Source organism: Pseudomonas sp. yb_2, from assembly GCF_043103905.1.
Lineage (GTDB): Bacteria > Pseudomonadota > Gammaproteobacteria > Pseudomonadales > Pseudomonadaceae > Aquipseudomonas > Aquipseudomonas alloputida.
Window position 1 is genome coordinate 127890 of record NZ_JBICKH010000033.1, and the last position, 24791, is coordinate 152680.

Consider the following 24791-nt stretch of genomic DNA (forward strand, 5'->3'; position numbering starts at 1 on the left):
GCCCGCGAATCAGGCGACCCGGTGCATGGCACCGGCTTCGCCGGTGTTCGCGGGTGAACCCGCTCCTACAGGGGTCGTAATCCCCCCATGCATCTGCATTAGATTTCCAAGGAGGCTCCATGACCCTCACAGGCAACCTGCTGATCGGCCAGAAGCCGGTAACCGGCAGCCGCGAGGCCATCCGCGCGATCGACCCGGCCACCGGCCAGGCGCTGGAACCGGCCTACCTCGGCGGCACAGGCGAACACGTGGCCCAGGCCTGCGCGCTGGCCTGGGCGGCATTCGATGCCTACCGCGAAACATCGCTCGAACAACGAGCAGAGTTCCTTGAAACCATCGCCACACAGATCGAGGCCCTCGGCGATGCCCTGATCGACCGCGCCGTGGCCGAAACCGGCCTGCCCAAGGCGCGCATTCAGGGCGAGCGTGGCCGTACCTGCACCCAGCTACGCACCTTTGCCCGTACAGTGCGGGCCGGCGAATGGCTGGACGCGCGGGTCGACAGCGCCCTGCCTGAGCGCCAGCCCCTCCCCCGCGCTGATTTGCGCCAGCGCCAGGTGGCCCTGGGGCCAGTCGCCGTGTTCGGCGCCAGCAATTTCCCGCTGGCCTTCTCGGTAGCCGGTGGTGACACCGCGTCGGCATTGGCCGCTGGCTGCCCCGTGGTGGTCAAGGCCCACAGTGCCCACCCCGGCACCAGTGAGCTGGTCGGCCAGGCAGTGGCGCAAGCAGTGAAGCAGTGCGGCTTACCGGAGGGTGTGTTCTCGCTGCTTTATGGCTCCGGCCGCGAAGTGGGCATTGCTCTGGTCAGCGACCCACGTATCAAGGCCGTTGGTTTCACCGGCTCGCGCAGCGGTGGCATGGCACTGTGCCAAGCCGCCCAGGCGCGCCCGGAGCCCATCCCGGTGTATGCCGAAATGAGTTCGATCAACCCGGTGTTCCTGTTCGACGCCGCCCTGCAAGCCCGTGCCGAAGCACTGGCACAAGGTTTCGTCGCCTCGCTGACCCAGGGCGCCGGCCAGTTCTGCACCAACCCTGGCCTGGTAATCGCCCGGCAGGGGCCGGCACTGCAGCGGTTCATCACTGCAGCCGCCGGGTACGTGCAGCAGGCCGCCGCCCAAACCATGCTCACCCCTGGCATTTTCAGTGCCTACCAGGCCGGTATCGCAGCCCTGGCAGACAACCCCTGTGCCCAGGCCATCGCCAGTGGCCAAGCCGGTCAGGGCCCCAACCAGTGCCAGGCACAGTTGTTCGTGACCCAGGCCGAAGCGTTTCTCGCCGACCCGGCGTTGCAGGCTGAAGTGTTCGGTGCAGCGTCGCTGGTCGTTGCCTGCACCGACGATGAGCAGATCCGCCAGGTAGCCGAACACCTGGAAGGTCAGCTGACCGCCACCCTGCAACTGGACGAGGCCGACATCGACAGCGCTCGCGCCCTGCTCCCCACCCTTGAGCGCAAGGCCGGGCGCATTCTGGTCAATGGCTGGCCGACCGGCGTAGAGGTGTGCGATGCCATGGTCCACGGCGGGCCGTTCCCGGCCACTTCCGATGCCCGCACCACCTCGGTGGGCACCGCGGCGATCCTGCGTTTCCTGCGCCCGGTTTGCTATCAGGACTTCCCCGATGCGCTGCTGCCGCAGGCATTGAAACACGGCAACCCGCTGCAGCTGCGGCGCCTGCTTGATGGTAAACGGGAAGGCTGAGCATGCTCGAAACCGCTGAAACCGATATCGCCGTGGTGGGCGCCGGCATTGTCGGCGTCGCCTGTGCCCTGCAACTGGCCCGCCAGGGCCGTCGGGTAACCCTGGTCGACCGCCAGGCGCCCGGCCTGGGCGCGTCCTTCGGCAATGCCGGGCACCTGGCAACCGAGCAAGTGTTCCCGATTGCCGACCTGTCGATCCTCAAGCGCCTGCCTCGCATGCTGCTCGACCCGATGGGCCCGCTGCGCCTGGACTGGAAATACCTGCCCAAGGCCATGCCGTGGTTCACCCGGCTGCTGCTCAACCTGCGCCCGGCGCCGTTCCAGCGCAGCGTGGCGGGCATCCGCACGCTGAACGAAGGCAGCCTGGGCGCCTGGCAACGGCTGTTGGGCTCGATCGGGCGCAGCGAGTTGTTTCAAGAGGATGGTTCGTTGCTGGTGTTCGAGAAGCCTGAGTCACGCCAGGCGCTGGAGGCGTTGCGCACACGCATGCAACAGCAGGCGGTGCCGGTGGACTTCTGGTCGGCCGAAACCGTGCGCGAAGCGGCGCCGCAACTCAGCCCGTCACTGTTGGGCGGCCTGTTCTTCCCGCGCACCGGGCACTTCATCGACCCTTATCGGGTGGTGTGCGAACTGTTCGAAGCGGCCAAGGCCTGCGGGGTGCGCTTTGTCCAGGCGCAGGTCGATGGCGGGCATTTGCACAGTGCCGGCGTGAGCCTTGCCAGCGACCGGGGCACGCTCAAAGCCCGCCAGGTGCTTGTCAGCTGTGGCGCCCATTCTGCGAAACTGACCGCCGCGCTGACAGGCAAGCGGGTGCCGCTGGATACCGAACGCGGCTACCACCTGATGTTGCCGGGTGAGCACCAGCGCCTGCCGTTTGCAGTCACCTCGCTTGAGCGCAAGTTCATCATGACACCCATGGCCGAAGGCTTGCGCCTGGCTGGCACAGTGGAGTTTGCAGGGCTGCAGGCACCACCGAGCATGCAACGGGCTTGGCAGTTGCACCGGTTGAGCAAGGGGTTGTTCCGGCAGGACTTGAGCGTCGAAGGGGCAACGCCGTGGATGGGTTTCAGGCCTTCGTTGCCGGACTCATTGCCAGTGATCGACAGGGTGTGCGATGGGCGGGTGCTGTTGGCGTTTGGGCATCAGCACCTGGGGTTGACCCAGGCGGCGGTGACGGCGGAATGGGTGGGGCGGTTGGCTGAGCAGGCGGGTGGGCCTGAGATGGGTGCATATCGACTGGATCGGTTTTAGCCTCTACCGGCCTATTCGCGGGCAAGCCCGCTCCCACAGAGAGGGTGCAGCATCTGACACCTGTGGTGTCTCTGTGGGGACAGGCTTGCCCGCGAATGGGCTGCAAAGCAGCCCCTTCAAGCCTCAGCGATAACGCTCGAGCCAGTGCGCATAAGGCGCTGGCAAGGTCCAGGACGCTTTTTCCAACCCCAGCTCCTTGGCCGCAAAGTAAGCCCAGTGCGGGTCGGCCAGGTGCGCGCGCCCTACAGAAACCAGATCCAGCTGGTTGGCCTGCAATGCGGCCTCCGCCAACTGCGGCGTACCAAAGCCCCACGCCGACGTCACGGGCAGCTTCGCTTCGCGGCGCACGCGCTCGGCAATCGGCCCCATGAACGCTGGCCCCCAGGGGATGTTGGTGTCGGGAATGGTGAAGCCGACACTCACGCTCAGCAGGTCGAGCCCACCGGCCTTGAAGCGGCGGGCCAGTTCGATCGACTCTTCCAGGGTCTGCTCATCGCGGCCATCGTACTCCAACACACCAAAGCGCGCGGTCAGCGGCAGGTTCTCCGGCCACACTTCGCGCACGGCGGCCAGTGTTTCCAGCAGGAAGCGGCTGCGGTTGTCGAAGCTGCCACCGTAGGCATCGGTGCGCTTGTTGGAGTGCTCGGAGAAGAAGCTCTGGCCCAGGTAGCCATGGGCGAAATGCAGTTCTATCCACTCGAAGCCGGCATCACGCGCACGGCGGGCGGCATCGACGAAGTCCTGCTTGACCCGGGCGATATCGTCCAGCGTCATTTCGCGTGGCACTTTCGGCAGATGCGCGCCAAAGGCAATCGCAGACGGGGCAATGGTCTCCCAGCCGCGCGCGTCGTCGGCGGCAATGTGGTCGTCACCCTCCCACGGGCGGTTGGCGCTGGCCTTGCGCCCGGCGTGGGCGATCTGGATACCCGGCACGGAACCGGCAGCCTTGATGGCCTGCACCACCGGTACGAACGCCTGAGCGTGGGCATCGCTCCAGATACCGGCGCAACCGGGGGTGATACGCCCTTCCGGCGCCACAGCAGTGGCCTCGACCACCAGCAAGCCGGCACCACCACGGGCCAGGCCGGCCAGGTGAACGTGGTGCCAGTCGTTGATCATGCCGTCTTCGGCCATGTACTGGCACATCGGCGGAATGGCAATCCGGTTACGCAGGGTGACGTCTTTGAGGGTGTAGGGTTCGAACAGTGCGGACATGGGAAACTCCGGGTTCATTTGAATACTGTTGTTCGATCATAATCGAACTATGGCAATTAATGAAACCCCCGTTATCATGTCAACCATGCGAGCCTATAAACATCCCAACCCCGACGACCTCATTCTTGAACGCCTGCTCTATGCGCTCAGCGACCCCGTGCGCCTGGAAATCGTCCGCCACCTGGCCGGCGTGGCCGAGGCCAGCTGTGGCGAGCTGGACGGAGGCCGGCCGAAGTCGAGCATGTCCCACCACTTCCGTGTGTTGCGTGATGCAGGGCTGGTGCAAACCCGCAATGTGGGGACTACCCATATGAATTCGCTGCGTAGCGAGATGCTGGATAAGCGGTTCCCGGGGTTGCTGGAGTGCATACTGCGCCAGCAGTGATACCTGTGCAGGCCTCTTCGCGGGTGAACCCGCTCCTACCAGGGATGGCGATAAGCCTGAGTGTTGTGCTGGGCTTGCCAACAAAAAAGCCACGAGGTCTCCCCCGTGGCTTTCTTTCACAACAATGGCCGGTTACAGCGCCATGTCGTTCTCAGGCTTGCTCTCGACCGGCTTGCTTGCCGCACCACCGAATTCAACGCTGGCGTCGATCACCGGCGGTTTACCCAGCTGCAGCACTTCAGCGGTGTAGTTCCACTCTTTCTGGGTGGCCGCTGCCGAGTCGTTCAGCTTGGTGCCGTAGCTCGGTACGATTTCCTTGATCTTGGCCTGCCACTCCGGGGAAGCGACCTTGTCCTTGAACACGGTTTCCAGCACGTTCAGCATGATCGGCGCAGCGGTCGAAGCACCTGGCGAGGCACCCAGCAGACCCGCGATGGTGCGGTCTTCGGAAGCCACCACTTCGGTACCCAGCTTCAGCACGCCGCCCTTGTCGGCATCACGCTTGATGATCTGCACACGCTGGCCGGCCTGCCAGAGGCGCCAGTCTTCCTTCTTGGCATTCGGGAAGTAGGTGCGCAGGGCTTCGAAGCGGTCATCGTCAGACAGCATCAGCTGGCCAGCGAGGTACTCGACCAGCGGATACTGGTCGATACCCACCTTGGTCATCGGCCACACGTTGTGGGTGGTGGTGCTGCTCAGCAGGTCCAGGTAAGAACCGTTCTTCAGGAACTTGGTCGAGAAGGTAGCGAACGGGCCAAACAGGATGACGCGCTTGCCGTCCAGCACGCGGGTATCCAGGTGCGGGACCGACATGGGTGGCGCACCGGTCGAAGCAATGCCGTAGGCCTTGGCCATGTGCTGCATGGCCACGGTCGGGTTCTCGGTCACCAGGAACGAGCCGCCCACCGGGAAGCCTGCGTATTCCTTGGCTTCCGGGATGCCCGACTTCTGCAGCAGCTTCAGCGCGCCGCCGCCGGCACCGATGAACAGGAACTTGGCGTCGGTGGCCGACTCGGTACCGTCCTTCAGGTTCTTGTACTCGACGTGCCAGGAGCCGTCCTTGTTGCGGGTGATGTCCTGCACTTCGCTGGACAGCTTCAGCTCGAAGCCTTTCTGGGTCTGCAGGTGGCCAACGAACTGGCGGGTGATCTCGCCAAAGTTGACGTCGGTGCCGATTGGCGTCCAGGTCACGGCCAGCTTCTGGTTCGGGTCGCGGCCTTCCATCATCAGCGGGACCCACTTGGCGATCTGCGCGTGGTCCTCGGAGTACTGCATCGGACGGAACAGCGGGCTGGCCTGCAGTGCGTCGTAACGCTTCTTGAGGAACTTGATGTTGTCGTCGCCCCACACGAAGCTCATGTGCGGGGTGGTGTTGATGAACGAGTGCGGGTTCTTCAGCACGCCCTGGCGTACCTGCCACGACCAGAACTGGCGGGAAATCTGGAAGGCTTCGTTGATTTCGATGGCCTTGGAGATGTTGACGTTGCCGTCTTTGTCTTCCGGGGTGTAATTCAGCTCGGCCAGCGCGGAGTGGCCGGTACCGGCGTTGTTCCAGCCGTTGGAGCTTTCTTCGGCCACGCCATCCAGGCGCTCGACCATTTCCATCGACCAGCTTGGCTCCAGCTCGTGCAGCCACACGGCCAGGGTCGAGCTCATGATGCCGCCGCCGACCAGCAGCACGTCTACTTTCTTGGTTTCTGCAGCGTGCGCTTGCATGACGCTTGCAGCGACCGCCAGACCCAGCAAGGTCTTGCCAGCTTTCTTGAACATTGATCAATTCCAGTCAGGAGAACAGAGTGAGGGCCTGTGGCTGGCCCCGGTAAAGCGTGTTCTTCAGCGCAGGCTTTTTGTTGATCATTGTTCAGCAGCCAGAGAACCAGAAAACGGCTCGGCCTTTGGTCGAATTGACCGACAAGGCTGAATCGTTTTTCCGATTGTATCTGAAATGCCAGCACAAACAAATTGCAGGCAGACGCGTCAAGGCGACCGGTTGCCCCAGCGGCAGTTTGTCACGTCACAAACAAAAACCCCCGGCCATGTGTATGACCGGGGGCCTTGGATCACGCCGCAAGCGTCGCGATCAGGGTACCGCCAAGATTACTGCTGCTGAGGCAGTTTATCGATCGGGCCGCAGCCACCGATGATCTTGGAGATGGAAACCGAAGGGTGGAACAGGTAGTCGTAGGTGCAGTTTTTCGGTTGGTTGTAAACTTGGCCAGTGCAACCCGACAGCAGGGCAACACCCGAAACGACAGCAACGGCAACGGTGGCCTTGAACAGCTTTTTCATTACTCAGTCCTTTAAATGAATCATCTTCGACCATCGTCTGATGGCCGCGGAATCATACAGACTCCAGGCATTGGATCCAAGCCGCACTTGGCACAGGTTCTTTGCAACTGTGCAACAACAGGTTGAAAAGCGCGCCGTTGGCGACGATAGTTCAGCGCACTGCCTTCGCAATGCCCAACAGGAACTCACCATGCTTGGCGTCACCGACTACGGCGCATTCGTCATCGCCTTCCTTATTCTTCTGGCCATCCCCGGCCCGGGCAATTTCGCCCTGATCACCGCCACCGGCAAGGGCGGTATCAAGGCAGGCCTGGCCGCGACCTGTGGCGTGATCGTGGGCGACCAGGTGCTGCTGTGGCTGGCGGTAGCCGGCGTCGCCACCCTGCTGGCCACCTACCCTGCCGCCTTTCATATGGTGCAGTGGGCGGGGGCTGCATACCTGGCCTACCTGGGCCTGCGCATGCTGCTGAGCAAACCCGGTGGTGCAGCGCACACCTGCCGCATGGACAACGGCCATTACCTGCGCCAGACCATGATGATCACCCTGCTCAACCCCAAGGCGATCATGTTCTACATGGCGTTTTTCCCGCTGTTCGTCGACCCGGTGAAGCACCAAGGGCTGGTGACGTTCGGTTTCATGGCGGCGACCGTGGCGGTGGTGACCTTCCTGTATGGGCTGATTGCCGTGGTGCTGACCCATCAACTGGCCGAGCGCATGCGCGCCAACCCGCGAATTGCCAATATGTTCGAGCGGCTGGCGGGGGCTTGCCTGGTGGGATTCGGCATCAAACTGGCGGCGATGCGCTGATCCCAAGCCCGACAGTGTCCAGGCACACCTGACAGCAAAAAAAGCCCCCGGCAACTCAGGGTTCCCGGGGGCTTGTTCACTCAGCCATTAGCCAATCAATTGGTTTCCAGCTGATACGCCTTGCTCACGAACAACGCCGCAAACAGGCTCTTGCCTTCCTTGAAGGTGTACTGCTCTTCGAAACTGCCGTCTTCGACCAGCTTCTGCCCGATGGCGCACTCCGAGTCGCTGTGGTTCTTGGCCTTGGCGCCAAAGTCACTGCTCCACGACGACAGCCCAACCTCCTGGCAGAAGGCTGCGAACTTCGCCTTGGGGACTTGCTGCTGGTATTCGCTGAAAGCCTCTTTCAGCGATTTGAAGCCACTGTAGCTCACCGAGTAGTTCTCGACCTTGGCCTTGCGGGCAAAGCCGCTCACCGCTTCAGCCAACACCGCCTGGCCGGTGTACGGGCTGTACGCGCCAATCAGCATCGCGCTCAGGGCACTCTTGAGCTGGGTTTCGACATCGTCCAGTTCCGGCAGCGACTGGAAGTCGGCCTTGCGCACGATCTCCCCCACCTTGGAGCCGTCGTTGCGGTGGGTGACCACGAACGCCATCGAGCCTTCGCCATCGCTGGAGCGCTTGATGGTGAAGTCCAGGTCGACCGTGGTACCAAAGTCACCGGTACTGCTGACCAGAAACGCGCCGGTTACTGGCTGGCGCACCGCCATGTTGGCGCCCCAGGTGAAGTTTGACGGGGCGGCCCGACCATTGGCGGCCAGCTCGGCACGTGGCTGAACTTCGTCGCTGACATCCGCCACCAGCACGACTTCGGCCCCCTTGCTGGCAACGTAAGGGTTGCCCATCTGCATGCCCAGCAACTGGATATGAATGCTGCCATCCTTGCTGTCTCCGTCATGGGCCAGCTTCAGCGCATCAGCCTTCAGGTACACCCCGGCCACATTGCGGCTGACATTGAGCTGGTACTTGGCCCAGCCCGCCAGGCCTTCTTCAGCCGAACCACCCTGTACGGACTCCATCAAGCCCGACAGGCCGCGCATGAACTGCTGGGCGCCATTGGTCTGCGCCGCCGCCACGCGGATCTCCGGGTCGGCTACCGTCAGGTTGCCGGAAAACGCCGAGTAGGAAATGTCCCCCTCAGACAGCACATCCTCAAGGAAATAGCGCTCCTTGAAGTCGTCGTAGTAGGCCAGCGCAGCCTTCTTGCCCGAGCTGGCGACCATCGCATAGCCACCACCGAGCACCAGCACTGCTGCGGCCACACCGCCAATCAGCAGCTGCTTCTTGTTCATCTGTTTGATCATGGTGTTTGCCTCACTGGACCATGGCGGAAGCGTTGTTCCAGTCGTTCACGTACTGTTGGGAGACCTCGGGGGTCCAGCTGAAATCGATACCGGCGTTGGGGAATTCCTTGGCCAGCACAGCGCCGAACGACACGCGGTCGGCACAGTGGTCCTGTTTGCAGGCCTCCGGCTCACCGGCACTGTAGGCACGGTAGGTAGGCACGGCGCGGCCGTCGTCCAGCGGGTAGTACGGCGTGGCGTTGGCCACCTGGGTCACGTACCAGCCTTCGCTGTATTCCTCGTCCGCAACCAGGCGGCCGTTGCTCGGGAAGTCGATGCTGTAGAAGTCACCTTTCTTGCCGGTGACGTGCACCATCATCGGCACTACGCTGGCCGAGGTCGCAGGGTTTTGCTGCTCCAGTGGCGAAGCGAAGCGCACCTTGATACCGGCCATCTGCGCCAACGCCTCGGTTTCGCGCCCCTTGAAGTCGCTCATGCCGTCCTGCAACTGCTGGTAACGCTCCAGCACACGGGTGTGCACGCGGGCCAGCTCCTGTTGGCGCTGACGCTGCTCACGCACACGCTGCTGCTCGCGCTGTACCGCCCAGTTGGCACCGTCGCGCACATCGAAGAACAGGCCTTGGCGGTTGATGCCGATGCGGTTGCGGGTGATCTTCTGCGCGTCGTTGCCCCAGATGTTGTTCGAGATCGCCGACAGGTCTTTGATGATGAACAGGTTGGCCACATCGGTGGTGGTCGGCGAGGTGGTCTTGATCAAGTCGAAGATTTCCAGCGCAGCTTCCTTGTACTTGGTCGCGTCCAGGGCAAACGACTCGTCCGGGGTGACCGCGACGTAGTAAGGGTCGCTGCCGAACGGGCGGAGCACGCCGTAGCTGGAGCGCGTGAACGTCAGGTACACCTTCATCTGCCGGCCTGGGATCTCGCCGACCAGGAACGCGGCCTGGTCAGCTTGCGGCGTGAGATAAGAAACGGCCTTGTCCTTTACCGCAGGCTCAAGGTGCTTGTTGAAGATCAAACCACTCGGGTGAGCATAAACGCGGGTCCAGTTATCACCCCGGTAGGTACCCACAGCCTTCCAGCTGATTTTGTCGAAGCTGCCTTCACCAAAGCCGGACGCTGGGCACGGCATGGCCGGGGTGGTGCCGAACGACAGGGTGTCGCCATCGCCGATGATCGAGGTACTGAGCACCCATTTGCAGCCGGTGCCGTCCGTTACCTGCATCAGGTTGCGGTTTTCCAGGACCACCGAACGACCGAAGTCCGAAGTGGGGGCTGCGGCGACTGCTGTGGCAGGTGCCGGAGCGGGCGGCACAACAGGGGCTGCGGCCGGGGCTTCGGGGGTTGGGGCTGGCTCTGCGGCTACGGCTGGCGCGGGGGCTGGAGTGGGTTCTGCCTGCGCAGGTGCGGCTTCGACCACTGCCGGGGCCGCTGCAGCAGCAGGGGCTGGGGCTGGGGCCGGAGCAGGTGCCGGTGTCGGTGTCGGTGCAGCAGCAGCCGGTGCTTCTGGCTGCGCAGGTGCCGGAGCGGGGGCAACTGCTGCAGCCGGCGCCGGGGCGGCAGTGGCAGGCGCAGCAGCCAGAGTTACCAGCCCCAGGTTGCTGGCATTGCCCGAGCCGCTGGCGTACAGGTTGCCCTTGGCATCGACCGCCTTCCAGCTCACCTTGGCGGTCGAGCAGTCCTTGGCGAACACGAACGGCAGCTTGGTCAGCAGGCCCGACAGCAGTTCCTGGTTATCCCAGGCCGGGCGGGTAATGGTCAGGTCGACCTGGGGTTTGCACCAGGTGGTGGCATCCCCGGGCACTTCGACCTTGATGTTATCTTTCTTGGAAAAGGCCAGCTCGTGGGCGAACGCCTGCGGTACCAGACCACAAGCGCCGATCACAGCCAGCGCGAGCGCGTGCTTTTTCATGGAGTTCCTCAGATCAGTTCCCAGGTGCCGTTGGCTTGTTTGCAGAAGGTGTTCTGCTCTTGTTCGGTCTGGCCGCTTTGCGATTTCAGGCTGACGGTGACCGGGCGGCAGGCCGCTTCGGCGGCAACGGTCTGGGTTGGCAGCGACTGCACCGAGTCCAGGTCGAAGCCTTGGGTTTCCTTGCTGGCGGCAACGTCCAGCTCGTCCAGGTTGACGGCTGGCGTTACACGCTTGGCAACCGCTTGCGCCTTGGGCTCGACGTAGTTCTTGTGCACATAGCCCACGGTCACACCCTTGCGGCCGACCAGAATCCAGTCACCGGTAGAGCCCACGGCGGTAAATTCGGTGTGGTTCTTCAGGCTGCCGACCTTCTCGCCAGCCTGGTTAGGCGCGGCGCGCACGTTGAGGTTGTCGCTGATGGTCACATACGGCTCGTTGATCAGCTTCATCGACGGCACCGCCTGGATCTTCGGCGCGCGCTTGACCTCGACCTGCTTGGTCTTGGTGTATTCCTTGCCCGGCACGATCTGCGCGGTGGCGCCGGAGTGGTCGGACTTCCAGGTCACTGGCTGGGCACTGGCAGTGGTTTGCTGCTGGCTCAGCACTTCCTGTGTACGCAGTGCCAGGGCTTGCTGGTCCTTTTCATCGAGCATGTGGCCGATGCGGTTGCCCACGTAGGCGCCAATGCCACCTGCGATCAGCGCGGCGGCGATCTTGCCGTTGCCACTGCCCATGGTCGAGCCGATGGCCACACCGGCCAGGCCACCGATCACGGTGCCCGCTTGCTCTTTGCTGATCCCGAGCTGTGCACAGGCCGTGGTAGAGGCGATGGCGACCGCCAGAAGGGACGCGACGAATTTCTTACGCAAGTGGAGCACTCCATTTTCGGTGGGGCGCACAGCCGCGTACCGCAGCCAATGGTTGGCGGCAGCATTCGAGTTTGTGCGGGGTTTTCAGAAAGTGTGCAGCACTGGCCGCAGACGACAATTCAGCCGTCCAGCGAGGGGCGCAGGGGGAGACCAGTACGGCGCAAAGCATCCAACGAATCCATGTCAGGAAGAGTTCATCGCCCAGCGCGCGTAATCATTACGGCGTGTGGCCTGGGCGTGAGTGGCGTATCAGAGGGCCGCATTGTAGCCCAAGGTGCCATTGGCAGTTCAAGACAAAATGTTGCAGGAAGCCTGTCTGATTGATTAGTAGAAATCCGTCCTACAGCTTGTACTCAGAATTTTCCCCTTCCTTGTAGGGCGTTTCCCAAACATACTGCCAACCCGCTCAAACGGTTGCGACGGATTTGGTCGCGCTCTAGTCTCGGCTCGTCGTTGCAAAATCAACGGCCGGCTTTGACAGGCCGACGATATCCCGCACACGTGCACTGTTTATGGCGGCTGTACGTGGGGCACCCTCGTGTGCGCCGAGTTACTCCGGGATCCTCGGTCTGTCAACCCATGTACAGCTGCCACCCTCTTGTTTGACAGCAAGCTTGCGGCAGCTCCAATGATCCTGGAGATGTGTATGCGCAAGATGGTCCCTGATCCACCCTACGCCCTCGATTCCACCCAGATCCTGCAAGACACCCTGGTCCAATCCTCAGAGTACGTACTCTGCGCCCTGTCCGTGGCCCGCCAATCCGTGCAACTCAAACCTACCGCCCACAGCTCGATCGTGATGCAGGCCGTAATCCATGAAATGGAAGCGGTACAGGGGCTGGTGGAGTCGGCGTTGATGCAGTTGCAGATGCGGCCGCATTTACCCACAGAGCCTTACACCTTGCATTAGCAGGTCAGGCCCCTTCGCGGGCACGCCCGCTCCCACAGGGTCACCACAGCCGTCACGCACTGCACAGTACCTGTGGGAGCGGGCGAGCCCGCGAAGAGGCCAGCCCAGGCAACCCAAAATCCAGGGAAACAAAACAATGCCCACCGATAACACAAAAGAACCCACCACAGTCGGCAAGACCTGCTTCTACCAAGGCGAAAACAACACCCACCCGCTGTTCCGCATCGAACCCGGCATCCCCTGCCAGGACGCCCGCGAACAGGCTTCCGAACTGATGGGTTACGTGCGCGACCTGATCATCACCGGCCTGATGGACGGCGACCAGAAACTGATCTGGGCCTCGCATTACCTGAGCGCGATGGCCAAGGCGCTGCTGGATGATGCTGAGTTGGGGATGATGAAAAAGTAAGTGCGAGGAAGCCCTGGAAACGCAAAATATCCCGGGGCTTCACCGGTCGCATCATGTCGCAAGCGCACCTAAGCGAGCCCCCACGCTGTCAGCTGGAGTGCGACTTCTCTACCGCCATGTAGTCCATTTCCCAAACGCTCAGCAAACCCGCGCTATCCGTTGCCAGCGCTCCGCTCGCGCCCTAGTCTCATCACGTCGCGGCCAAACCAAGCGCCGACGATGGGAGGCGAACATCGCTGCAGGCGTATACACCCGTTGCGTAATGGGCAACCCACTCCGTTTAAAAAGCGGCAAGCCGACACAGCCGCTCACTCAAACGAGCAGAGGAAATTTTTGATGCTTTACGAGGTAAAAAATGAGGAGCAAAAAAATTTCGCCGCAAGACATGCCAATCCTTGATCTGGATTTGAGCAAAACAAAACGCTTCGAGGCCTCCCGGTTTCTCGACAGCCCGGAAACCATCGCGGCATTTCTGGCAGAAGCGATGAAGGCTAATGACGCTGAGACTCTGGTGCATGCATTGGGTGAAGTGGCAAAAGCCAAGGGCGTGAATCAGTTTGTGCAAGACGCTGGGGTCAATCGAGAGTCTCTTTATAAAACGCTGAAGGGCGGAGAAAAGACCCGTTTCGCTACTATTCAAAAACTGATGGTTGCCTTAGGTGTAGAGCTCACGGTCAGGCCGCTCGAGAAGCTTCCGGGCTCTTGATTTAAGCGCTCGGGCAATTAGCATGCTGGCTGTAAATCTTTGCCTTCCATAACGAAAAAGCCCCCGAAAGCTTTCGCTTCCAGGGGCTTGATCTTGTATGGCGGAGAGATAGGGATTTGAACCCTAGGTACTGTTGCCAGTACAACGGATTTCGAATCCGTCCCGTTCGACCACTCCGGCATCTCTCCAATGCCGCGCATCATACCAGCGTTCTTTTAAAACGCAAATCTTTTTTTCAAAAAAATCGCGTGGTATCAGGCGCTTGCGTGAACGTGCCGCTTACAGCGGCACGCCCAGGCGCTTGGCAACTTCTTCGTAGGCTTCGATCACGTCGCCCAGGCCCTGACGGAAGCGGTCCTTGTCCATCTTCTTGCGGGTCTCTTTGTCCCACAGGCGGCAGCCGTCCGGGCTGAACTCGTCGCCCAGCACGATCTGGCCGTGGAACACGCCGAACTCCAGCTTGAAGTCGACCAGCAGCAGGCCGGCGTCATCGAACAGCTTGCTCAGCACTTCGTTGACCTTCAACGACAGCTTCTTCATTTCTACCAGTTGCTCGGCGGTGCCCCAGCCGAACGCGACAACGTGGGATTCGTTGATGAAGGGGTCGCCCTTCTCGTCGTTCTTCAGGAACAGCTCGAAGGTGGACGGCTCCAGCTTGATGCCCTCCTCCACGCCCAGGCGCTTGACCAGGCTGCCGGCAGCGTAGTTGCGCACCACGCACTCGACCGGGATCATGTCCAGCTTCTTCACCAGGCACTCGTTGTCGCCCAGCAGCTTGTCGAACTGGGTCGGCACGCCGGCTTCTTCCAGTTTCTGCATGATGAAGGCGTTGAACTTGTTGTTCACCATGCCTTTGCGGTCGAGTTGTTCGATACGCTTGCCGTCGAACGCCGAAGTGTCGTTACGGAACAGCAGGATCAAGCGGTCGGCGTCGTCGGTCTTGTAAACCGATTTGGCCTTGCCGCGGTAAAGTTCTTCGCGTTTTTCCATGATTGGGCTCCGCTTGCTTGAGGTGTTGGGCTAGGCGATTTCGCGCCAGTCGAGCCCGTGTTCCTGATTCGCCACCTGGAGCCAGTCCGGGTCACACCCGAGGGTGTCGACAAAGCACTGGCGGGCCAAGTGTGGCAGGTTGTTCTTGCTGCTGAGGTGAGCCAGCACCAGGTGTTGCAGGTTGTTCCAGCCCAACTCGTGCACCAGGCGCGCGGCCTGGTGGTTGTTCAAATGCCCTTGCATGCCACCCACCCGCTGCTTCAGAAAAGCCGGGTAGTGACCACGTGCCAGCAGGTCGCGGCAGTGGTTGGCCTCGATCAGCAGCGCATCCAGGCCCTGGTAACGTTCCAGCAACAGCGCGTCGTAAGAGCCCAGGTCGGTCAGCATGCCAAAGCGCCGCTTGCCGTCGCTGACCACGTACTGCAACGGCTCGTAGGCGTCGTGCTCGACCCGCGCTGCGGTTACTTCCAGGCTGCCGATACGCAGGCTTTGGCCACACGCGAGAAAACCGGCCACCTCCACCGGCTTGCGCATGCCGCGCAAGGTCCCTTGGCTGAGGTAGACCGGTACATTGTAGCGCCGTGACAGCAAGCCGACCCCATGCACGTGGTCGGCATGTTCGTGGGTGACCAGCACTGCACTGAGCTGAGCGGCAGAAACCCCGAGCAGCGCCAGGCGCCGCTCGGTTTCACGCAGGGAAAAGCCGCAATCGACCAGGATGAACGTGTCACCACTGGCGATCAGCGTGCCGTTCCCTTGGCTGCCGCTTCCGAGTACCGCGAAGCGCACTTAGCCCAGGTGGTCCTGAATGGCGCTCAGCACACGGCGGGCGACATCGGCCGGAGCCACGGTGTTGATGTTTTTCTCGACCGTGACCTGCACGCTCTCACCCACCTTGCTCAGGCGAACCTGGTAACGCTCGGCACGGGCTTCACGCTCTTCCTTGGTCGGCTCGCTGCCGAACAGGCGGCTGAAGAAGCCAGGCTGGTTCTGCTTGTCGTCAGGCTTTTCGGACAGGTTGATGTAGTACAGCCCCAGGCTGCGGTTGATGTCTTCAACACGCCATTCGCCACCCTGCTCCAGCGCACGGCCCACGCCAGACCAGGCGCGGTCCAGGTCGGAGCCCAGGTACAGCACCGGGTTGCCGCTGCCGTCTTCGCTCAGGCTGACGCGGCTTGGGGCGTCGAAATCGCGCGCGGCCAGCAGCGACACCGAACCGCCCTTCTCGGCGCTGCGGTTCATGCTGGCAAGCATTTCGTCGACCAGCAGGGCATCGGTGCCGGTATTGCTGGAGCTGGACGGGAACGCAGGCTCGGCAGTACTGCCGGCCGGGCGCTCGACGCTGACCACATACACTTCGGAGGTGTTGCGCTGCACGCCAGGCTCCATGCGCACACGGACACGCACCTCGCTGTCGCCGCTGCTGGCAGTGCTGGCCAGACGCTGGCCAAGCGATGCCGACAGTTCGTCGAAACGCTGCCAGGTGGTGTTGAACTCACCCGTCTGCGGGCGCTCTTCAGCAATGCGGAAGCCGTTATCCTCGAAGAACTGCCGGGCTACCGGCCACACTTCGGCTGGCGAATGCTGGGCCAGCACCCAACGGCTGCTGCCGCTGCGCTGCAGGCTGTAGTCGGTGACCTGGGCGGCACCGCCCGTCAACGGTTGCGGGCGAGGCACTTCAAACTCACCCTTGACGGTATCGTCAGCGACGTTACGCGGAATCGGCAGCAGCGGGTCAAGGCGTTTGACGTTGCTGGCGTCCGGCGGCAGCTGCATCGGCGCGGTCGGGTGCGCCTGCAGGTAGTCACTGCCGCGGTCGCGGAAATAGCCATCCTCGCCCCACAGCCAGCCACACCCACTGGTGGTGGAGATAATCAGGGCAAGGGCGGAAAGACCAGCCAGTCGCTTCATGCGGTGTACTTCCTCTTAAACCAGTACGCCGGACTGGCGCAAGGCAGTACGGACTTTTTCGTGGCAGCCTTCGCTCAGCCAGGTCAGTGGCAGGCGAATACCTTTTTGCATCAGGCCCATTTCGACGAGCGCCCATTTCACCGGGATCGGGTTGGACTCGCAGAACAGGTCCTTGTGCAGCGGCATGAGTTTTTCGTTGATTGCGCGGGCCTTCTCGGCATTGCCCTCAAGGGCGGCCTCGCACAGGTCCGCCATTTCGCGCGGAGCGACGTTGGCGGTGACGGAGATGTTGCCCTTGCCGCCCATCAGGATCAGCTCGACGGCAGTCGGGTCGTCGCCGGACATGACGATGAAGTCCTTGCTGACGCCATCGAGAATGGCCTTGGCGCGGGCCAGGTCGCCCGTGGCTTCCTTGATGCCGATGATGTTCGGCACGGTCGACAGGCGGATCACGGTCTCGGCCTGCATGTCGCAGGAGGTACGGCCGGGAACGTTGTAGAGGATCTGCGGGATGTCGACGGCTTCGGCAATGTGCTTGAAGTGCTGGTACAGGCCTTCTTGCGTTGGCTTGTTGTAGTACGGCACAACCAGCAGGCAGGCGTCGGCGCCAGCATTCTTGGCGTTCTGGGTCAGGTGCACGGCTTCGGCGGTGGAGTTGGCACCGGTGCCGGCGATGACCGGAATCGGTTTGGCGCTGCGTTTGACGCGCTCGACCACGTGCTTGATGACCAGGATGTGTTCTTCGACATCCAGCGTGGCCGACTCACCGGTGGTGCCGACAGCGACGATCGCATGGGTGCCGTTTTCCAGGTGGAAGTCTACAAGTTTGTCGAGGCTGCCCCAGTCAACACGCCCTTGTGCATCCATGGGTGTGACCAATGCCACCATACTGCCCGCAATCATGTAACTGCTCCTGCCGGAAAAAGAGAGCGGTAATGGTACTGGGGGCATCGACCTTGCACAAGCGAAGCAGGCGGGTGGAGCATTCCCCTCGGCGGCTTATTTCGCTACCCTTGGCCCTTTGATCGGTGCAGCGCGGCCCGCCGGGCCGTCGACCTTGCTCCCCGCCAGCGTCCAAGACCTCGCATGCGAGCCCCGGGCCCTGCCGACAGGAGGCATTTGCCCGTCCTGTGCCGACCGCTCATCGCTTTAGGAATGCTGCATGTCCACCCCCACCGTCCGCGAACAATTCCTTGTCATCAGTGCCCTGGGCCCGAACCCCATGGAGCTGGCCAACGTCCTCAGCCGCGCTGCCTTCGAAAACCGCTGCGCGGTGGTCACCTCGCGCCTGAGCCGCCACGGCGAGACCAGCGCCCTGGTGCTGCAGGTGGGCGGCAGCTGGGACGCCCTGGCACGTCTCGAATCCACCCTACCAGGCTTGGGCAAGAAGCACGGCCTGACCCTCGACGTGGTCCGCAGCGCGGACCAGGAAGTGCGCCCGCAGGCCCTTCCGTATGTAGCCTACGTCAGTGCTGCCTACCGCCCGGACATCATCAACGAGCTGTGCCAGTTCTTCCTTGACCACCGCGTCGAGCTGGAAGCCATGACCTGCGACACCTACCTGGCGCCGCAAACCGGTAGCAGCATGCTCAACGCCCAGTTCACCGTGATTCTGCCGGCCGGCACGCAGATCAGCTGGCTACGCGACCAGTTCCTGGACTTTGCCGATGCCCTGAACCTCGACGCACTGATCGAGCCATGGCGTCCCCAGAACCCAATGTAAGGAAACCGATCATGGCTGTAGCACTCGACCAACCTGTCGCCGACTTCCAGGCCCAGGCCACCAGCGGGCAAACCGTCAGCCTTGCCGAACTCAAGGGCCAGCAGGTGGTGGTGTACTTCTACCCCAAGGACAGCACCCCAGGCTGCACCACCGAGGGCCAGGGCTTCCGCGACCAGCACGACGCCTTCGCCGCGGCCAACACCGTGGTATTCGGTGTGTCGCGTGATGGCATCAAGTCGCACGAGAACTTCAAGGCCAAGCAAGGCTTCCCGTTCGAGCTGATCAGCGACAAGGACGAGGCCCTGTGCCAGCTGTTCGACGTGATCAAGCTGAAGAAGCTGTATGGCAAGGAGTACATGGGCGTTGACCGCAGCACCTTCCTGATCGACAAGGACGGGGTGCTGCGCCAGGAATGGCGTGGCGTGAAAGTGCCCGGGCATGTGGATGCCGTATTGGCGGCCGCCCAAGCCTTGAACAAGGCTTGAAATTGAATGGGGCTGCCTTGCAGCCCCAATTACATTCAAAGCATCGGTGAAACGCTAGGCTCCTGCTTGGGCCACGCATCCAGCACGGCCTTGATCAGCGTCGCCAGCGGGATGGCGAAGAATATCCCCCAAAACCCCCATAGCCCGCCAAACAGCAGCACCGCGCAGATAATCGCCACCGGGTGCAGGCTCACCGCTTCGGAGAACAGCAGCGGTACCAGCACATTGCCATCCAGCGCCTGGATGATCGCGTACACCGTCATCAGGTAGATGAACTGGTCACCCCAGCCCCACTGGAACAGCGCAATCAGGGTCACCGGCACGGTCACGACCACCGCGCCCACGTAAGGCACCACCACCGACAGCCCCACCAGCAACGCCAATAGCGCTGCGTAATTGAGCCCCAGGCTGATGAAGGCGATGTAAGTGGCAATGCCGCAGATCAGAATCTCGATACCCTTGCCACGGATGTAGTTGGCGATCTGCCGGTTCATCTCGCTGCCCACCCGGTTCAGCAAGGTGCGCTGGCGCGGCAGGTAGCCGCTGACCCAGCGGCCAATGAGTTCGCGATCCTTCAGGAAGAAGAACACCAGAATCGGCACCAGCACCAGATAGATCATGGCATTGACCAGCAGTGGCAGGCTGGACAGCGAGAAGGTCAGCGCCCATTGACCAAACTTGCCAATTTCACCGCGCACCGACTCAATGGCGTGCAATACCTGCTCGTCCGACACCAGATGCGGATAGCGCTCCGGCAGCAGCAGCAACAACGACTGCCACTTGCCGAGCATGCCCGGCAGCTCGTTGAACAGCGTGATCAGCTGGTGCCACAGCAGCGGTACCAGCACCAGCATGAACACCGCCAGTGCGCCCATGAACAAGGCGAACACCAGCATCACCGCCAGCCGAGTAGGTACGCGCACGCGCTCCAGGGCGTTGACCAGCCCCTGCATCAGAAACGCCAGCACCATGCCCGCCAGCACCGGCGCGAGCATACCGCCCAGGGTGAGCACGGCGGTAAAAGCCAGGAACAACAGGACCGCCAGCACCACCGCTTCCTCATCGGAGAAGTAGCGCTGCACCCAGTCGCGAAGCACTTTGAACATTGACGATCCTTGGAAAAGACTCAGGCCTTGCGCAGCCAGTAAGTGTAGGTACCGGCCTCGGCCGTTTCTTGCAGCAGGGTATGACCGGCCAATTGGGCGAAAGTGCGGAAGTCACGCTGGGAGCCTGCGTCCGTGGCGATAACCTTGAGCACCGCGCCACTGGCCAGGCGATTGAGCTCCATCTTGGCCTTGAGCAGTGGCAAAGGGCAATTCAGCCCGCTGGCGTCCAGTTCGGCGTCGCAGGTCAGGGTGTTACTCATCGCAGGGTCTCCAAAGGCATCGCCAGGCTGCTTCTTGGCATGGCTGGCTAGGATAGCGCCACTGGTCGTCAACGTGTGAGCCCGCTACAGTAGGTATCTTTGATCCGACGCGAGCTTCATGCATGAATCTACTGCGCCCTACCCTGCTGACGCTGGCCTGCCTGATGGCCCTTCCCGGCCATGCTGACGACCTGCCATCACTGGGTGATGCCAGTTCTGCGATCGTCTCGCCGCAACAGGAGCACCAACTGGGCCGTGCCTGGCTCAGCCTGCTGCGCGGCCAGGTCAATCAGCTCAATGACCCACAGCTCAAGGACTATGTCGAAACCAGCGTGTACAAGCTGGCCGAAACCAGCCAGCTGCAGGACCGGCGCCTGGAATTCATCCTGATCGACAGCCGCGAGCTGAACGCCTTTGCCGCCCCGGGTGGCATTGTCGGGGTCAACGGTGGGCTGTTCCTCAACGCCCAGACCGAGGGCGAATATGCCTCGGTACTGGCCCACGAACTGGCGCACTTGTCGCAACGCCACTTCGCGCGGGGTGTCGAGGCCCAGCAGCGCATGCAGTTGCCGATGATGGCGGCGCTGCTGGCCGGCATCGTGCTGGCCGCAGGTGGTGCCGGCGATGCGGGCATCGGCATGATTGCCGGCACCCAGGCAGCGGCCATTCAGGAGCAACGGCGCTTCTCGCGCCAGAATGAACAGGAAGCCGACCGCATCGGTATCCAGAACCTGGAAAAAGCCGGCTACGATCCACGCAACATGCCGACCATGTTCGAGCGCCTGGCACGCCAGTATCGCTATGACGCCAAACCGCCGGAATTCCTGCTGACCCACCCGGTGACCGAATCACGTATTGCCGACACCCGTAACCGCGCCGACCAGGCGCCCAAGGGTGGCATTGAAGACAGCATGCGCTACCAACTGATCCGCGCCCGGGTGGCACTGATCTACGAGGGCACACCGGGGCTTGCCGCCAAGCGCTTCCGCGCCCAACTGGACGAAGACCCAAAGCTGGACGCCGCACGTTATGGCCTGGCCTTGGCACAGATCAAGGGCGGGCAATTGAACGAGGCCCGTGAAATGCTCAAGCCGCTGCTGGCCAAGGCGCCCAACGACATCACCTACAACCTGGCGCAGATCGACCTGGACATCACCAACAACCGTCTTGCCGACGCCCAGCAGCGCGCCGAACGGATGCAGGGGCTGTACCCGGGCAACTACCCGTTGAAACAGGTGCGTGCCGACCTGCTGGTGAAACAGAACAAGCCGGCTGAGGCCGAGAAGGTGTTGAACGAGCTGGTGAAGAGTCGGCCGGATGACCCGGATGTGTGGTACGACATGGCCGAGGTGCGTGGCTTATCGGGCAATACCATTGGCTTGCACCGGGCGCGTGCCGAGTACTTCACCCTTGTAGGCGACTTTGATCAGGCAATCCAGCAGCTGGATTACGCCAAGCGTCGGGCGGGCGGTAACTTCCCGCTGGCCTCACAGATTGACCAGCGCCAGCGCGAGATCATGGAGCAGCGGCGCATGGTTCAGGAAATGATGGGGCGCTGAAGGCGATTCGCGGGCAAGCCCGCTCCCACAGGTACTCCACCGCCTTGGTAAACGGTGCAATATCTGTGGGAGTGGGCGAGCCCGCGAAGAGTATGACGCGGTCTGGCGTCAGGCATTACCAGACAGCTTCAGCCGCGCCGCCTGGGTAAAGTCCAGCATGCGATTAAGCGGCTTGATCGCCTTGGGCACCAGCGCCGGGTCAACGAAAATTTCGTTGGTGCCGTTACGCAGGCAATCCAGCACCCGCTCCAGGGTGTTCATCGCCATCCACGGGCAATGCGCACAGCTGCGGCATGCCGCGCCGTTGCCGGCGGTGGGGGCTTCGACGAATTCCTTGTCCGGGCACAACTGCTGCATCTTGTAGAAGATGCCGCGGTCGGTGGCGACGATGAAGGTTTTGTTCGGCAGGGTCTGGGCAGCCTTGATCAGCTGGCTGGTGGAACCCACCGCGTCGGCCAGCTCGATCACCGCTTCCGGCGACTCGGGGTGCACCAGGATCGCAGCATCCGGGTACAGCGCCTTCATGTCAGCCAACTGGCGCGACTTGAACTCTTCGTGAACGATGCAGGCACCGTCCCACAGCAGCATGTCGGCACCGGTTTGCTTCTGGATGTAACGGCCCAGGTGCTGGTCCGGGCCCCAGATGATGGTTTCGCCGTTGTCCATCAGGCTTTCGACAATTTCCAGCGCGCAGCTCGAAGTCACCACCCAATCGGCGCGTGCCTTCACCGCTGCGGACGTGTTGGCGTAGACCACCACGGTGCGCTCAGGGTGCTGGTCGCAGAAGGCCGAGAACTCTTCCACCGGGCAACCCAGGTCGAGCGAGCAGGTGGCCTCCAGTGTCGGCATTAGCACGCGCTTTTCCGGGGTGAGGATTTTTGCCGTCTCGCCCATGAAGCGCACACCGGCCACGATGACCGTTTCGGCCGGGTGGTTCTTGCCGAAGCGGGCCATTTCCAACGAGTCGGACACGCAGCCGCCGGTTTCTTCAGCCAGCGCCTGGATGACCGGGTCGCAGTAGTAATGGGCAACCAGCACGGCATTCTGGGCTTTGAGCTCGACAGCGATGGCCGCACGGTATTCGGCCTCCTGCTCGGCTGTCAGCGGGTTGGGCTGCTTGGCGTCGAGGTGGGCCTGAACCAAAAGGCGTTCGGAAATCTGGGTCATGATAGCTGGACCTGCAGGCGCGCTTGCGCGTCAAATCGAGTGTATCACCCGGCCCTGGCAGATCGGCTAAGGGTGCCGGACGGCATGTTGACCGCCACGGCCCTCTGCGGGCGCGGATTATTATCGGAGGCCGAAGGCTACAGACAATCCAGCGATTACTAAAGGGGTTTTTGTAGTGCTTGTGCGGGCCCCTTCGCGGGTGAACCCGCCCCTACACTGTGAAATCCTCGTAGGAGCGGGTTCACCCGCGAAGAGGCCGCAACAGGAGAAACCATCACCCCTGCGGCGACAGGGCCCCCAGATGCGCCGCCATGAACATGGCAAATTCTTCAACGGTCATTTTTCGGCCATTGAAATCGACCATGCCATCGGCATAGTGCAGGCTGCTGACCACATCATCGCCCTGCACGGTGGCCATGCCGCTCTGCAGCGCCATCATGCCGACCATCTCCCCCGCCTGGCTCGACTGCATGGCAATCGCTTGGGCGTCGGTCTGGCCATCCAGCAACGCCTGCAAGGTCGCCAGGTCACCGATCATCGGCTTGGACAGCGACAGCTTGCCTTTCACCTCAGTGATAATCTGCTTGCTCAGCTGGTCCGGCGGCAGGTCGAAGCTGGCCGGTGCGGCGAGGTCCATCGACAGGTTGAAGCGGCTCTCGCCATTGGCGGTCTTGAACGACAGGTTTTCCACCGCCAGCTTGGGCTTGGCGGCCAGCAATTTCTGCAAGTCACCCTGGAAGCGGGCCTTTTCGGCGTCGTCCATCTGGATCTGCGGTACCGGCTGGCCAGCCGCACTGGCGGCCTCGAACTCCGGCAAGTGCGACTGGTACCACTTCGACAAGGCCTGCAGCGCCGGGGCGTTGACCGAGGTCACGCTCACCGCCATCTGCGCCTTGCCTACCGCGCGGCCATCCCAGCTGATGTCACCGACCTTGTACTCCGCGCGACCACCTACGGTGTCCGTGCCTTCGAGGGTTTGCAAGGCGTTCTGTTCCAGGCCCTTGATCAGCAGCACCTGCTGTTTCGGCCCAAGGATGACCTTGGTTTCGGCCAACGCCATATCGACGTTGCCGACATAGATGGCATCGTGCGCGGTGGCTGCGAGGTTACCGCCAAACGTCAGCCCTTTGAGCTCGAAGGTGGCCGGCGGCTGGTCGTCATGCACCCATTTCATCACCAGCCTGTCGGCCTGGCCGTGGAACTTCGAGGCCTTGCCCTCCTTGTCCCCACTGACTTCGAACTGCATGCCCGAGAAGTCAAGGCTGTTGCCATCCGCTTCGTCAAACTTGAGCGGCGCCAGCTGAACCTGGCTGACCACATTGCCGCCGTAACCCAGGCTGGTCTGCGCGCTGATCGGGGCCTTTTCACCCGCAGCGGCGAACCATGGCGCAACGGCGTCATCCTTCTGCAGCGTGCTGTTGCTGACCGCCATTACCGGCATCAGCTTCAGTGACCTGACCCTCGACCACGGAAACGGGCCGTGCTCGATCTGGTCGGTCACGCCCACGTCAAAATTGATCACCTCGCCCTGCCCCACATTGATGTCGCGAGCCTTGAGCCGGTACTGGGCAGTGCTGCTGAAGAGATGCTGCTCCAGCGACACACGCTCGATGCTCATGCTACCACCGGTACTGACCAGGGCCTTTTTGAGTTCGGCGTTGCTGCGTGCAAGGGCGTTGTCCAGCTCTGCCGGCAGCTGCTTGCCGGTGTACCAGGCGCCTGCGGTAGTTGCGACGGCAATGGCGATAGCCAGGCCGGAAAGGATGCCAACTGATTTCTTCATGAATAGAACCGATTGCTGTCCGTAAGGGCTTCGAAGGCGGCCAGAGGCCACGCAGA

Annotated in this window: 24 protein-coding genes and 1 tRNA gene; 10 read left to right on the forward strand and 15 right to left on the reverse strand. The window is 62.2% G+C overall.

The window, feature by feature from the left end; translation table 11 throughout:
- The first annotated feature begins 119 nt into the window (after positions 1-119).
- The gene (locus ACF8FB_RS07590; RefSeq protein ID WP_392511168.1) at positions 120-1697 is read left to right on the forward strand and encodes an aldehyde dehydrogenase (NADP(+)); all 1578 of its coding nucleotides are present in this window, start codon (positions 120-122) and stop codon (positions 1695-1697) included.
- A 2-nt stretch (positions 1698-1699) separates the two neighbouring features.
- Complete coding sequence (locus ACF8FB_RS07595; RefSeq protein WP_392511169.1) at positions 1700-2947, forward strand: NAD(P)/FAD-dependent oxidoreductase; 1248 nt, start codon at positions 1700-1702, stop codon at positions 2945-2947.
- Positions 2948-3070: 123 nt separating this feature from the next.
- On the opposite strand, the gene xenA is transcribed toward ACF8FB_RS07595, so the two are convergent.
- A complete protein-coding gene (gene xenA / locus ACF8FB_RS07600) occupies positions 3071-4162 on the reverse strand; it encodes a xenobiotic reductase XenA (RefSeq protein ID WP_392511170.1) in 1092 nt (363 codons plus the stop codon).
- 49 nt (positions 4163-4211) lie between these two features.
- Between xenA and ACF8FB_RS07605 the strand changes: the two genes are divergently transcribed.
- A complete protein-coding gene (locus ACF8FB_RS07605) occupies positions 4212-4547 on the forward strand; it encodes a helix-turn-helix transcriptional regulator (RefSeq protein ID WP_221101109.1) in 336 nt (111 codons plus the stop codon).
- Positions 4548-4679: 132 nt separating this feature from the next.
- On the opposite strand, the gene mqo is transcribed toward ACF8FB_RS07605, so the two are convergent.
- Both mqo and ACF8FB_RS07615 read right to left on the reverse strand, forming a co-directional pair.
- Entirely contained in the window at positions 4680-6317 is a 1638-nt protein-coding gene (gene mqo, locus ACF8FB_RS07610; RefSeq protein ID WP_392510791.1) for a malate dehydrogenase (quinone), read from the reverse strand.
- 327 nt (positions 6318-6644) lie between these two features.
- Positions 6645-6836 (reverse strand): YhfL family protein, encoded by a 192-nt coding sequence (locus tag ACF8FB_RS07615; protein WP_003254720.1) that lies wholly within the window; start codon positions 6834-6836, stop codon positions 6645-6647.
- Between the two features lie 190 nt (positions 6837-7026).
- On the opposite strand from ACF8FB_RS07615, the gene ACF8FB_RS07620 reads away from it, so the two are divergent.
- Entirely contained in the window at positions 7027-7644 is a 618-nt protein-coding gene (locus ACF8FB_RS07620) for a LysE family transporter (RefSeq protein WP_392510792.1), read from the forward strand.
- 95 nt (positions 7645-7739) lie between these two features.
- Here the strand turns inward: ACF8FB_RS07620 and ACF8FB_RS07625 are convergent, their stop codons facing one another.
- From ACF8FB_RS07625 to ACF8FB_RS07635, 3 genes are read right to left on the reverse strand one after another with little or no spacing between them, the layout of a single operon-like run.
- A complete protein-coding gene (locus ACF8FB_RS07625) occupies positions 7740-8948 on the reverse strand; it encodes a hypothetical protein (RefSeq protein ID WP_392510793.1) in 1209 nt (402 codons plus the stop codon).
- Between the two features lie 10 nt (positions 8949-8958).
- Positions 8959-10857: a hypothetical protein gene (locus ACF8FB_RS07630; protein ID WP_392510795.1), complete on the reverse strand. Its 1899-nt coding sequence runs from the start codon at positions 10855-10857 to the stop codon at positions 8959-8961.
- Between the two features lie 8 nt (positions 10858-10865).
- Complete coding sequence (locus tag ACF8FB_RS07635) at positions 10866-11726, reverse strand: SH3 domain-containing protein (protein WP_003254727.1); 861 nt, start codon at positions 11724-11726, stop codon at positions 10866-10868.
- A 646-nt stretch (positions 11727-12372) separates the two neighbouring features.
- Between ACF8FB_RS07635 and ACF8FB_RS07640 the strand changes: the two genes are divergently transcribed.
- The 3 genes from ACF8FB_RS07640 (at position 12373) to ACF8FB_RS07650 (ending at position 13751) form a co-directional block, all read left to right on the forward strand.
- Positions 12373-12636 carry a hypothetical protein gene (locus ACF8FB_RS07640; RefSeq protein ID WP_020193081.1) on the forward strand — a complete coding sequence of 88 codons (264 nt, stop codon included), beginning with the start codon at positions 12373-12375 and terminating at the stop codon, positions 12634-12636.
- A 136-nt stretch (positions 12637-12772) separates the two neighbouring features.
- The gene (locus ACF8FB_RS07645; protein ID WP_014590008.1) at positions 12773-13045 is read left to right on the forward strand and encodes a DUF3077 domain-containing protein; all 273 of its coding nucleotides are present in this window, start codon (positions 12773-12775) and stop codon (positions 13043-13045) included.
- Between the two features lie 355 nt (positions 13046-13400).
- The gene (locus tag ACF8FB_RS07650) at positions 13401-13751 is read left to right on the forward strand and encodes an addiction module antidote protein (protein ID WP_350298196.1); all 351 of its coding nucleotides are present in this window, start codon (positions 13401-13403) and stop codon (positions 13749-13751) included.
- 98 nt (positions 13752-13849) lie between these two features.
- On the opposite strand, the gene ACF8FB_RS07655 is transcribed toward ACF8FB_RS07650, so the two are convergent.
- The 5 genes from ACF8FB_RS07655 to dapA all read right to left on the reverse strand — a co-directional run bounded on the left by ACF8FB_RS07655 (position 13850) and on the right by dapA (position 17555).
- Positions 13850-13939, reverse strand: a tRNA-Ser gene (locus ACF8FB_RS07655).
- Between the two features lie 91 nt (positions 13940-14030).
- On the reverse strand, positions 14031-14741 hold the full coding sequence (purC, locus tag ACF8FB_RS07660) for a phosphoribosylaminoimidazolesuccinocarboxamide synthase (protein WP_003254733.1): 711 nt from the start codon (positions 14739-14741) through the stop codon (positions 14031-14033).
- 30 nt (positions 14742-14771) lie between these two features.
- A complete protein-coding gene (locus tag ACF8FB_RS07665; protein WP_003254735.1) occupies positions 14772-15530 on the reverse strand; it encodes an MBL fold metallo-hydrolase in 759 nt (252 codons plus the stop codon).
- Positions 15531-16652, reverse strand: a complete 1122-nt coding sequence (gene bamC, locus ACF8FB_RS07670; protein WP_003254738.1) for an outer membrane protein assembly factor BamC — start codon at positions 16650-16652, stop codon at positions 15531-15533.
- 15 nt (positions 16653-16667) lie between these two features.
- Positions 16668-17555: a 4-hydroxy-tetrahydrodipicolinate synthase gene (dapA, locus tag ACF8FB_RS07675; protein WP_003254739.1), complete on the reverse strand. Its 888-nt coding sequence runs from the start codon at positions 17553-17555 to the stop codon at positions 16668-16670.
- Positions 17556-17814: 259 nt separating this feature from the next.
- On the opposite strand from dapA, the gene ACF8FB_RS07680 reads away from it, so the two are divergent.
- Positions 17815-18375, forward strand: a complete 561-nt coding sequence (locus tag ACF8FB_RS07680; RefSeq protein ID WP_003254741.1) for a glycine cleavage system protein R — start codon at positions 17815-17817, stop codon at positions 18373-18375.
- Between the two features lie 11 nt (positions 18376-18386).
- Complete coding sequence (locus ACF8FB_RS07685) at positions 18387-18860, forward strand: peroxiredoxin (protein WP_003254742.1); 474 nt, start codon at positions 18387-18389, stop codon at positions 18858-18860.
- Between the two features lie 35 nt (positions 18861-18895).
- Here ACF8FB_RS07685 and ACF8FB_RS07690 read toward each other — a convergent pair whose 3' ends face one another.
- Together ACF8FB_RS07690 and ACF8FB_RS07695 are read right to left on the reverse strand one after the other, a co-directional pair.
- Entirely contained in the window at positions 18896-19966 is a 1071-nt protein-coding gene (locus ACF8FB_RS07690) for an AI-2E family transporter (protein ID WP_003254744.1), read from the reverse strand.
- 20 nt (positions 19967-19986) lie between these two features.
- Positions 19987-20226, reverse strand: a complete 240-nt coding sequence (locus ACF8FB_RS07695; protein ID WP_003254745.1) for a sulfurtransferase TusA family protein — start codon at positions 20224-20226, stop codon at positions 19987-19989.
- A gap of 122 nt (positions 20227-20348) precedes the next feature.
- Between ACF8FB_RS07695 and ACF8FB_RS07700 the strand changes: the two genes are divergently transcribed.
- The gene (locus ACF8FB_RS07700) at positions 20349-21785 is read left to right on the forward strand and encodes a M48 family metalloprotease (RefSeq protein WP_101196315.1); all 1437 of its coding nucleotides are present in this window, start codon (positions 20349-20351) and stop codon (positions 21783-21785) included.
- A gap of 108 nt (positions 21786-21893) precedes the next feature.
- Here ACF8FB_RS07700 and nadA read toward each other — a convergent pair whose 3' ends face one another.
- Positions 21894-22952: a quinolinate synthase NadA gene (gene nadA / locus ACF8FB_RS07705; RefSeq protein ID WP_392511171.1), complete on the reverse strand. Its 1059-nt coding sequence runs from the start codon at positions 22950-22952 to the stop codon at positions 21894-21896.
- A 274-nt stretch (positions 22953-23226) separates the two neighbouring features.
- Positions 23227-24735: a YdgA family protein gene (locus tag ACF8FB_RS07710; protein WP_392509825.1), complete on the reverse strand. Its 1509-nt coding sequence runs from the start codon at positions 24733-24735 to the stop codon at positions 23227-23229.
- Positions 24736-24791: the final 56 nt, after the last annotated feature.

Coding starts and splice junctions, on each gene's coding strand:
- dapA (WP_003254739.1), bottom strand. CDS start 17,555: ATGATTGCGGGCAGTATGGTGGCATTGGTCACACCCATGGATGCACAA.
- ACF8FB_RS07640 (WP_020193081.1), top strand. CDS start 12,373: ATGCGCAAGATGGTCCCTGATCCACCCTACGCCCTCGATTCCACCCAG.
- ACF8FB_RS07630 (WP_392510795.1), bottom strand. CDS start 10,857: ATGAAAAAGCACGCGCTCGCGCTGGCTGTGATCGGCGCTTGTGGTCTG.
- ACF8FB_RS07615 (WP_003254720.1), bottom strand. CDS start 6,836: ATGAAAAAGCTGTTCAAGGCCACCGTTGCCGTTGCTGTCGTTTCGGGT.
- ACF8FB_RS07645 (WP_014590008.1), top strand. CDS start 12,773: ATGCCCACCGATAACACAAAAGAACCCACCACAGTCGGCAAGACCTGC.
- ACF8FB_RS07595 (WP_392511169.1), top strand. CDS start 1,700: ATGCTCGAAACCGCTGAAACCGATATCGCCGTGGTGGGCGCCGGCATT.
- ACF8FB_RS07700 (WP_101196315.1), top strand. CDS start 20,349: ATGAATCTACTGCGCCCTACCCTGCTGACGCTGGCCTGCCTGATGGCC.
- xenA (WP_392511170.1), bottom strand. CDS start 4,162: ATGTCCGCACTGTTCGAACCCTACACCCTCAAAGACGTCACCCTGCGT.
- ACF8FB_RS07620 (WP_392510792.1), top strand. CDS start 7,027: ATGCTTGGCGTCACCGACTACGGCGCATTCGTCATCGCCTTCCTTATT.
- ACF8FB_RS07680 (WP_003254741.1), top strand. CDS start 17,815: ATGTCCACCCCCACCGTCCGCGAACAATTCCTTGTCATCAGTGCCCTG.
- nadA (WP_392511171.1), bottom strand. CDS start 22,952: ATGACCCAGATTTCCGAACGCCTTTTGGTTCAGGCCCACCTCGACGCC.
- ACF8FB_RS07605 (WP_221101109.1), top strand. CDS start 4,212: ATGGCAATTAATGAAACCCCCGTTATCATGTCAACCATGCGAGCCTAT.
- ACF8FB_RS07685 (WP_003254742.1), top strand. CDS start 18,387: ATGGCTGTAGCACTCGACCAACCTGTCGCCGACTTCCAGGCCCAGGCC.
- ACF8FB_RS07590 (WP_392511168.1), top strand. CDS start 120: ATGACCCTCACAGGCAACCTGCTGATCGGCCAGAAGCCGGTAACCGGC.
- ACF8FB_RS07710 (WP_392509825.1), bottom strand. CDS start 24,735: ATGAAGAAATCAGTTGGCATCCTTTCCGGCCTGGCTATCGCCATTGCC.
- ACF8FB_RS07695 (WP_003254745.1), bottom strand. CDS start 20,226: ATGAGTAACACCCTGACCTGCGACGCCGAACTGGACGCCAGCGGGCTG.
- bamC (WP_003254738.1), bottom strand. CDS start 16,652: ATGAAGCGACTGGCTGGTCTTTCCGCCCTTGCCCTGATTATCTCCACC.
- purC (WP_003254733.1), bottom strand. CDS start 14,741: ATGGAAAAACGCGAAGAACTTTACCGCGGCAAGGCCAAATCGGTTTAC.
- ACF8FB_RS07650 (WP_350298196.1), top strand. CDS start 13,401: ATGAGGAGCAAAAAAATTTCGCCGCAAGACATGCCAATCCTTGATCTG.
- ACF8FB_RS07625 (WP_392510793.1), bottom strand. CDS start 8,948: ATGATCAAACAGATGAACAAGAAGCAGCTGCTGATTGGCGGTGTGGCC.
- ACF8FB_RS07690 (WP_003254744.1), bottom strand. CDS start 19,966: ATGTTCAAAGTGCTTCGCGACTGGGTGCAGCGCTACTTCTCCGATGAG.
- mqo (WP_392510791.1), bottom strand. CDS start 6,317: ATGTTCAAGAAAGCTGGCAAGACCTTGCTGGGTCTGGCGGTCGCTGCA.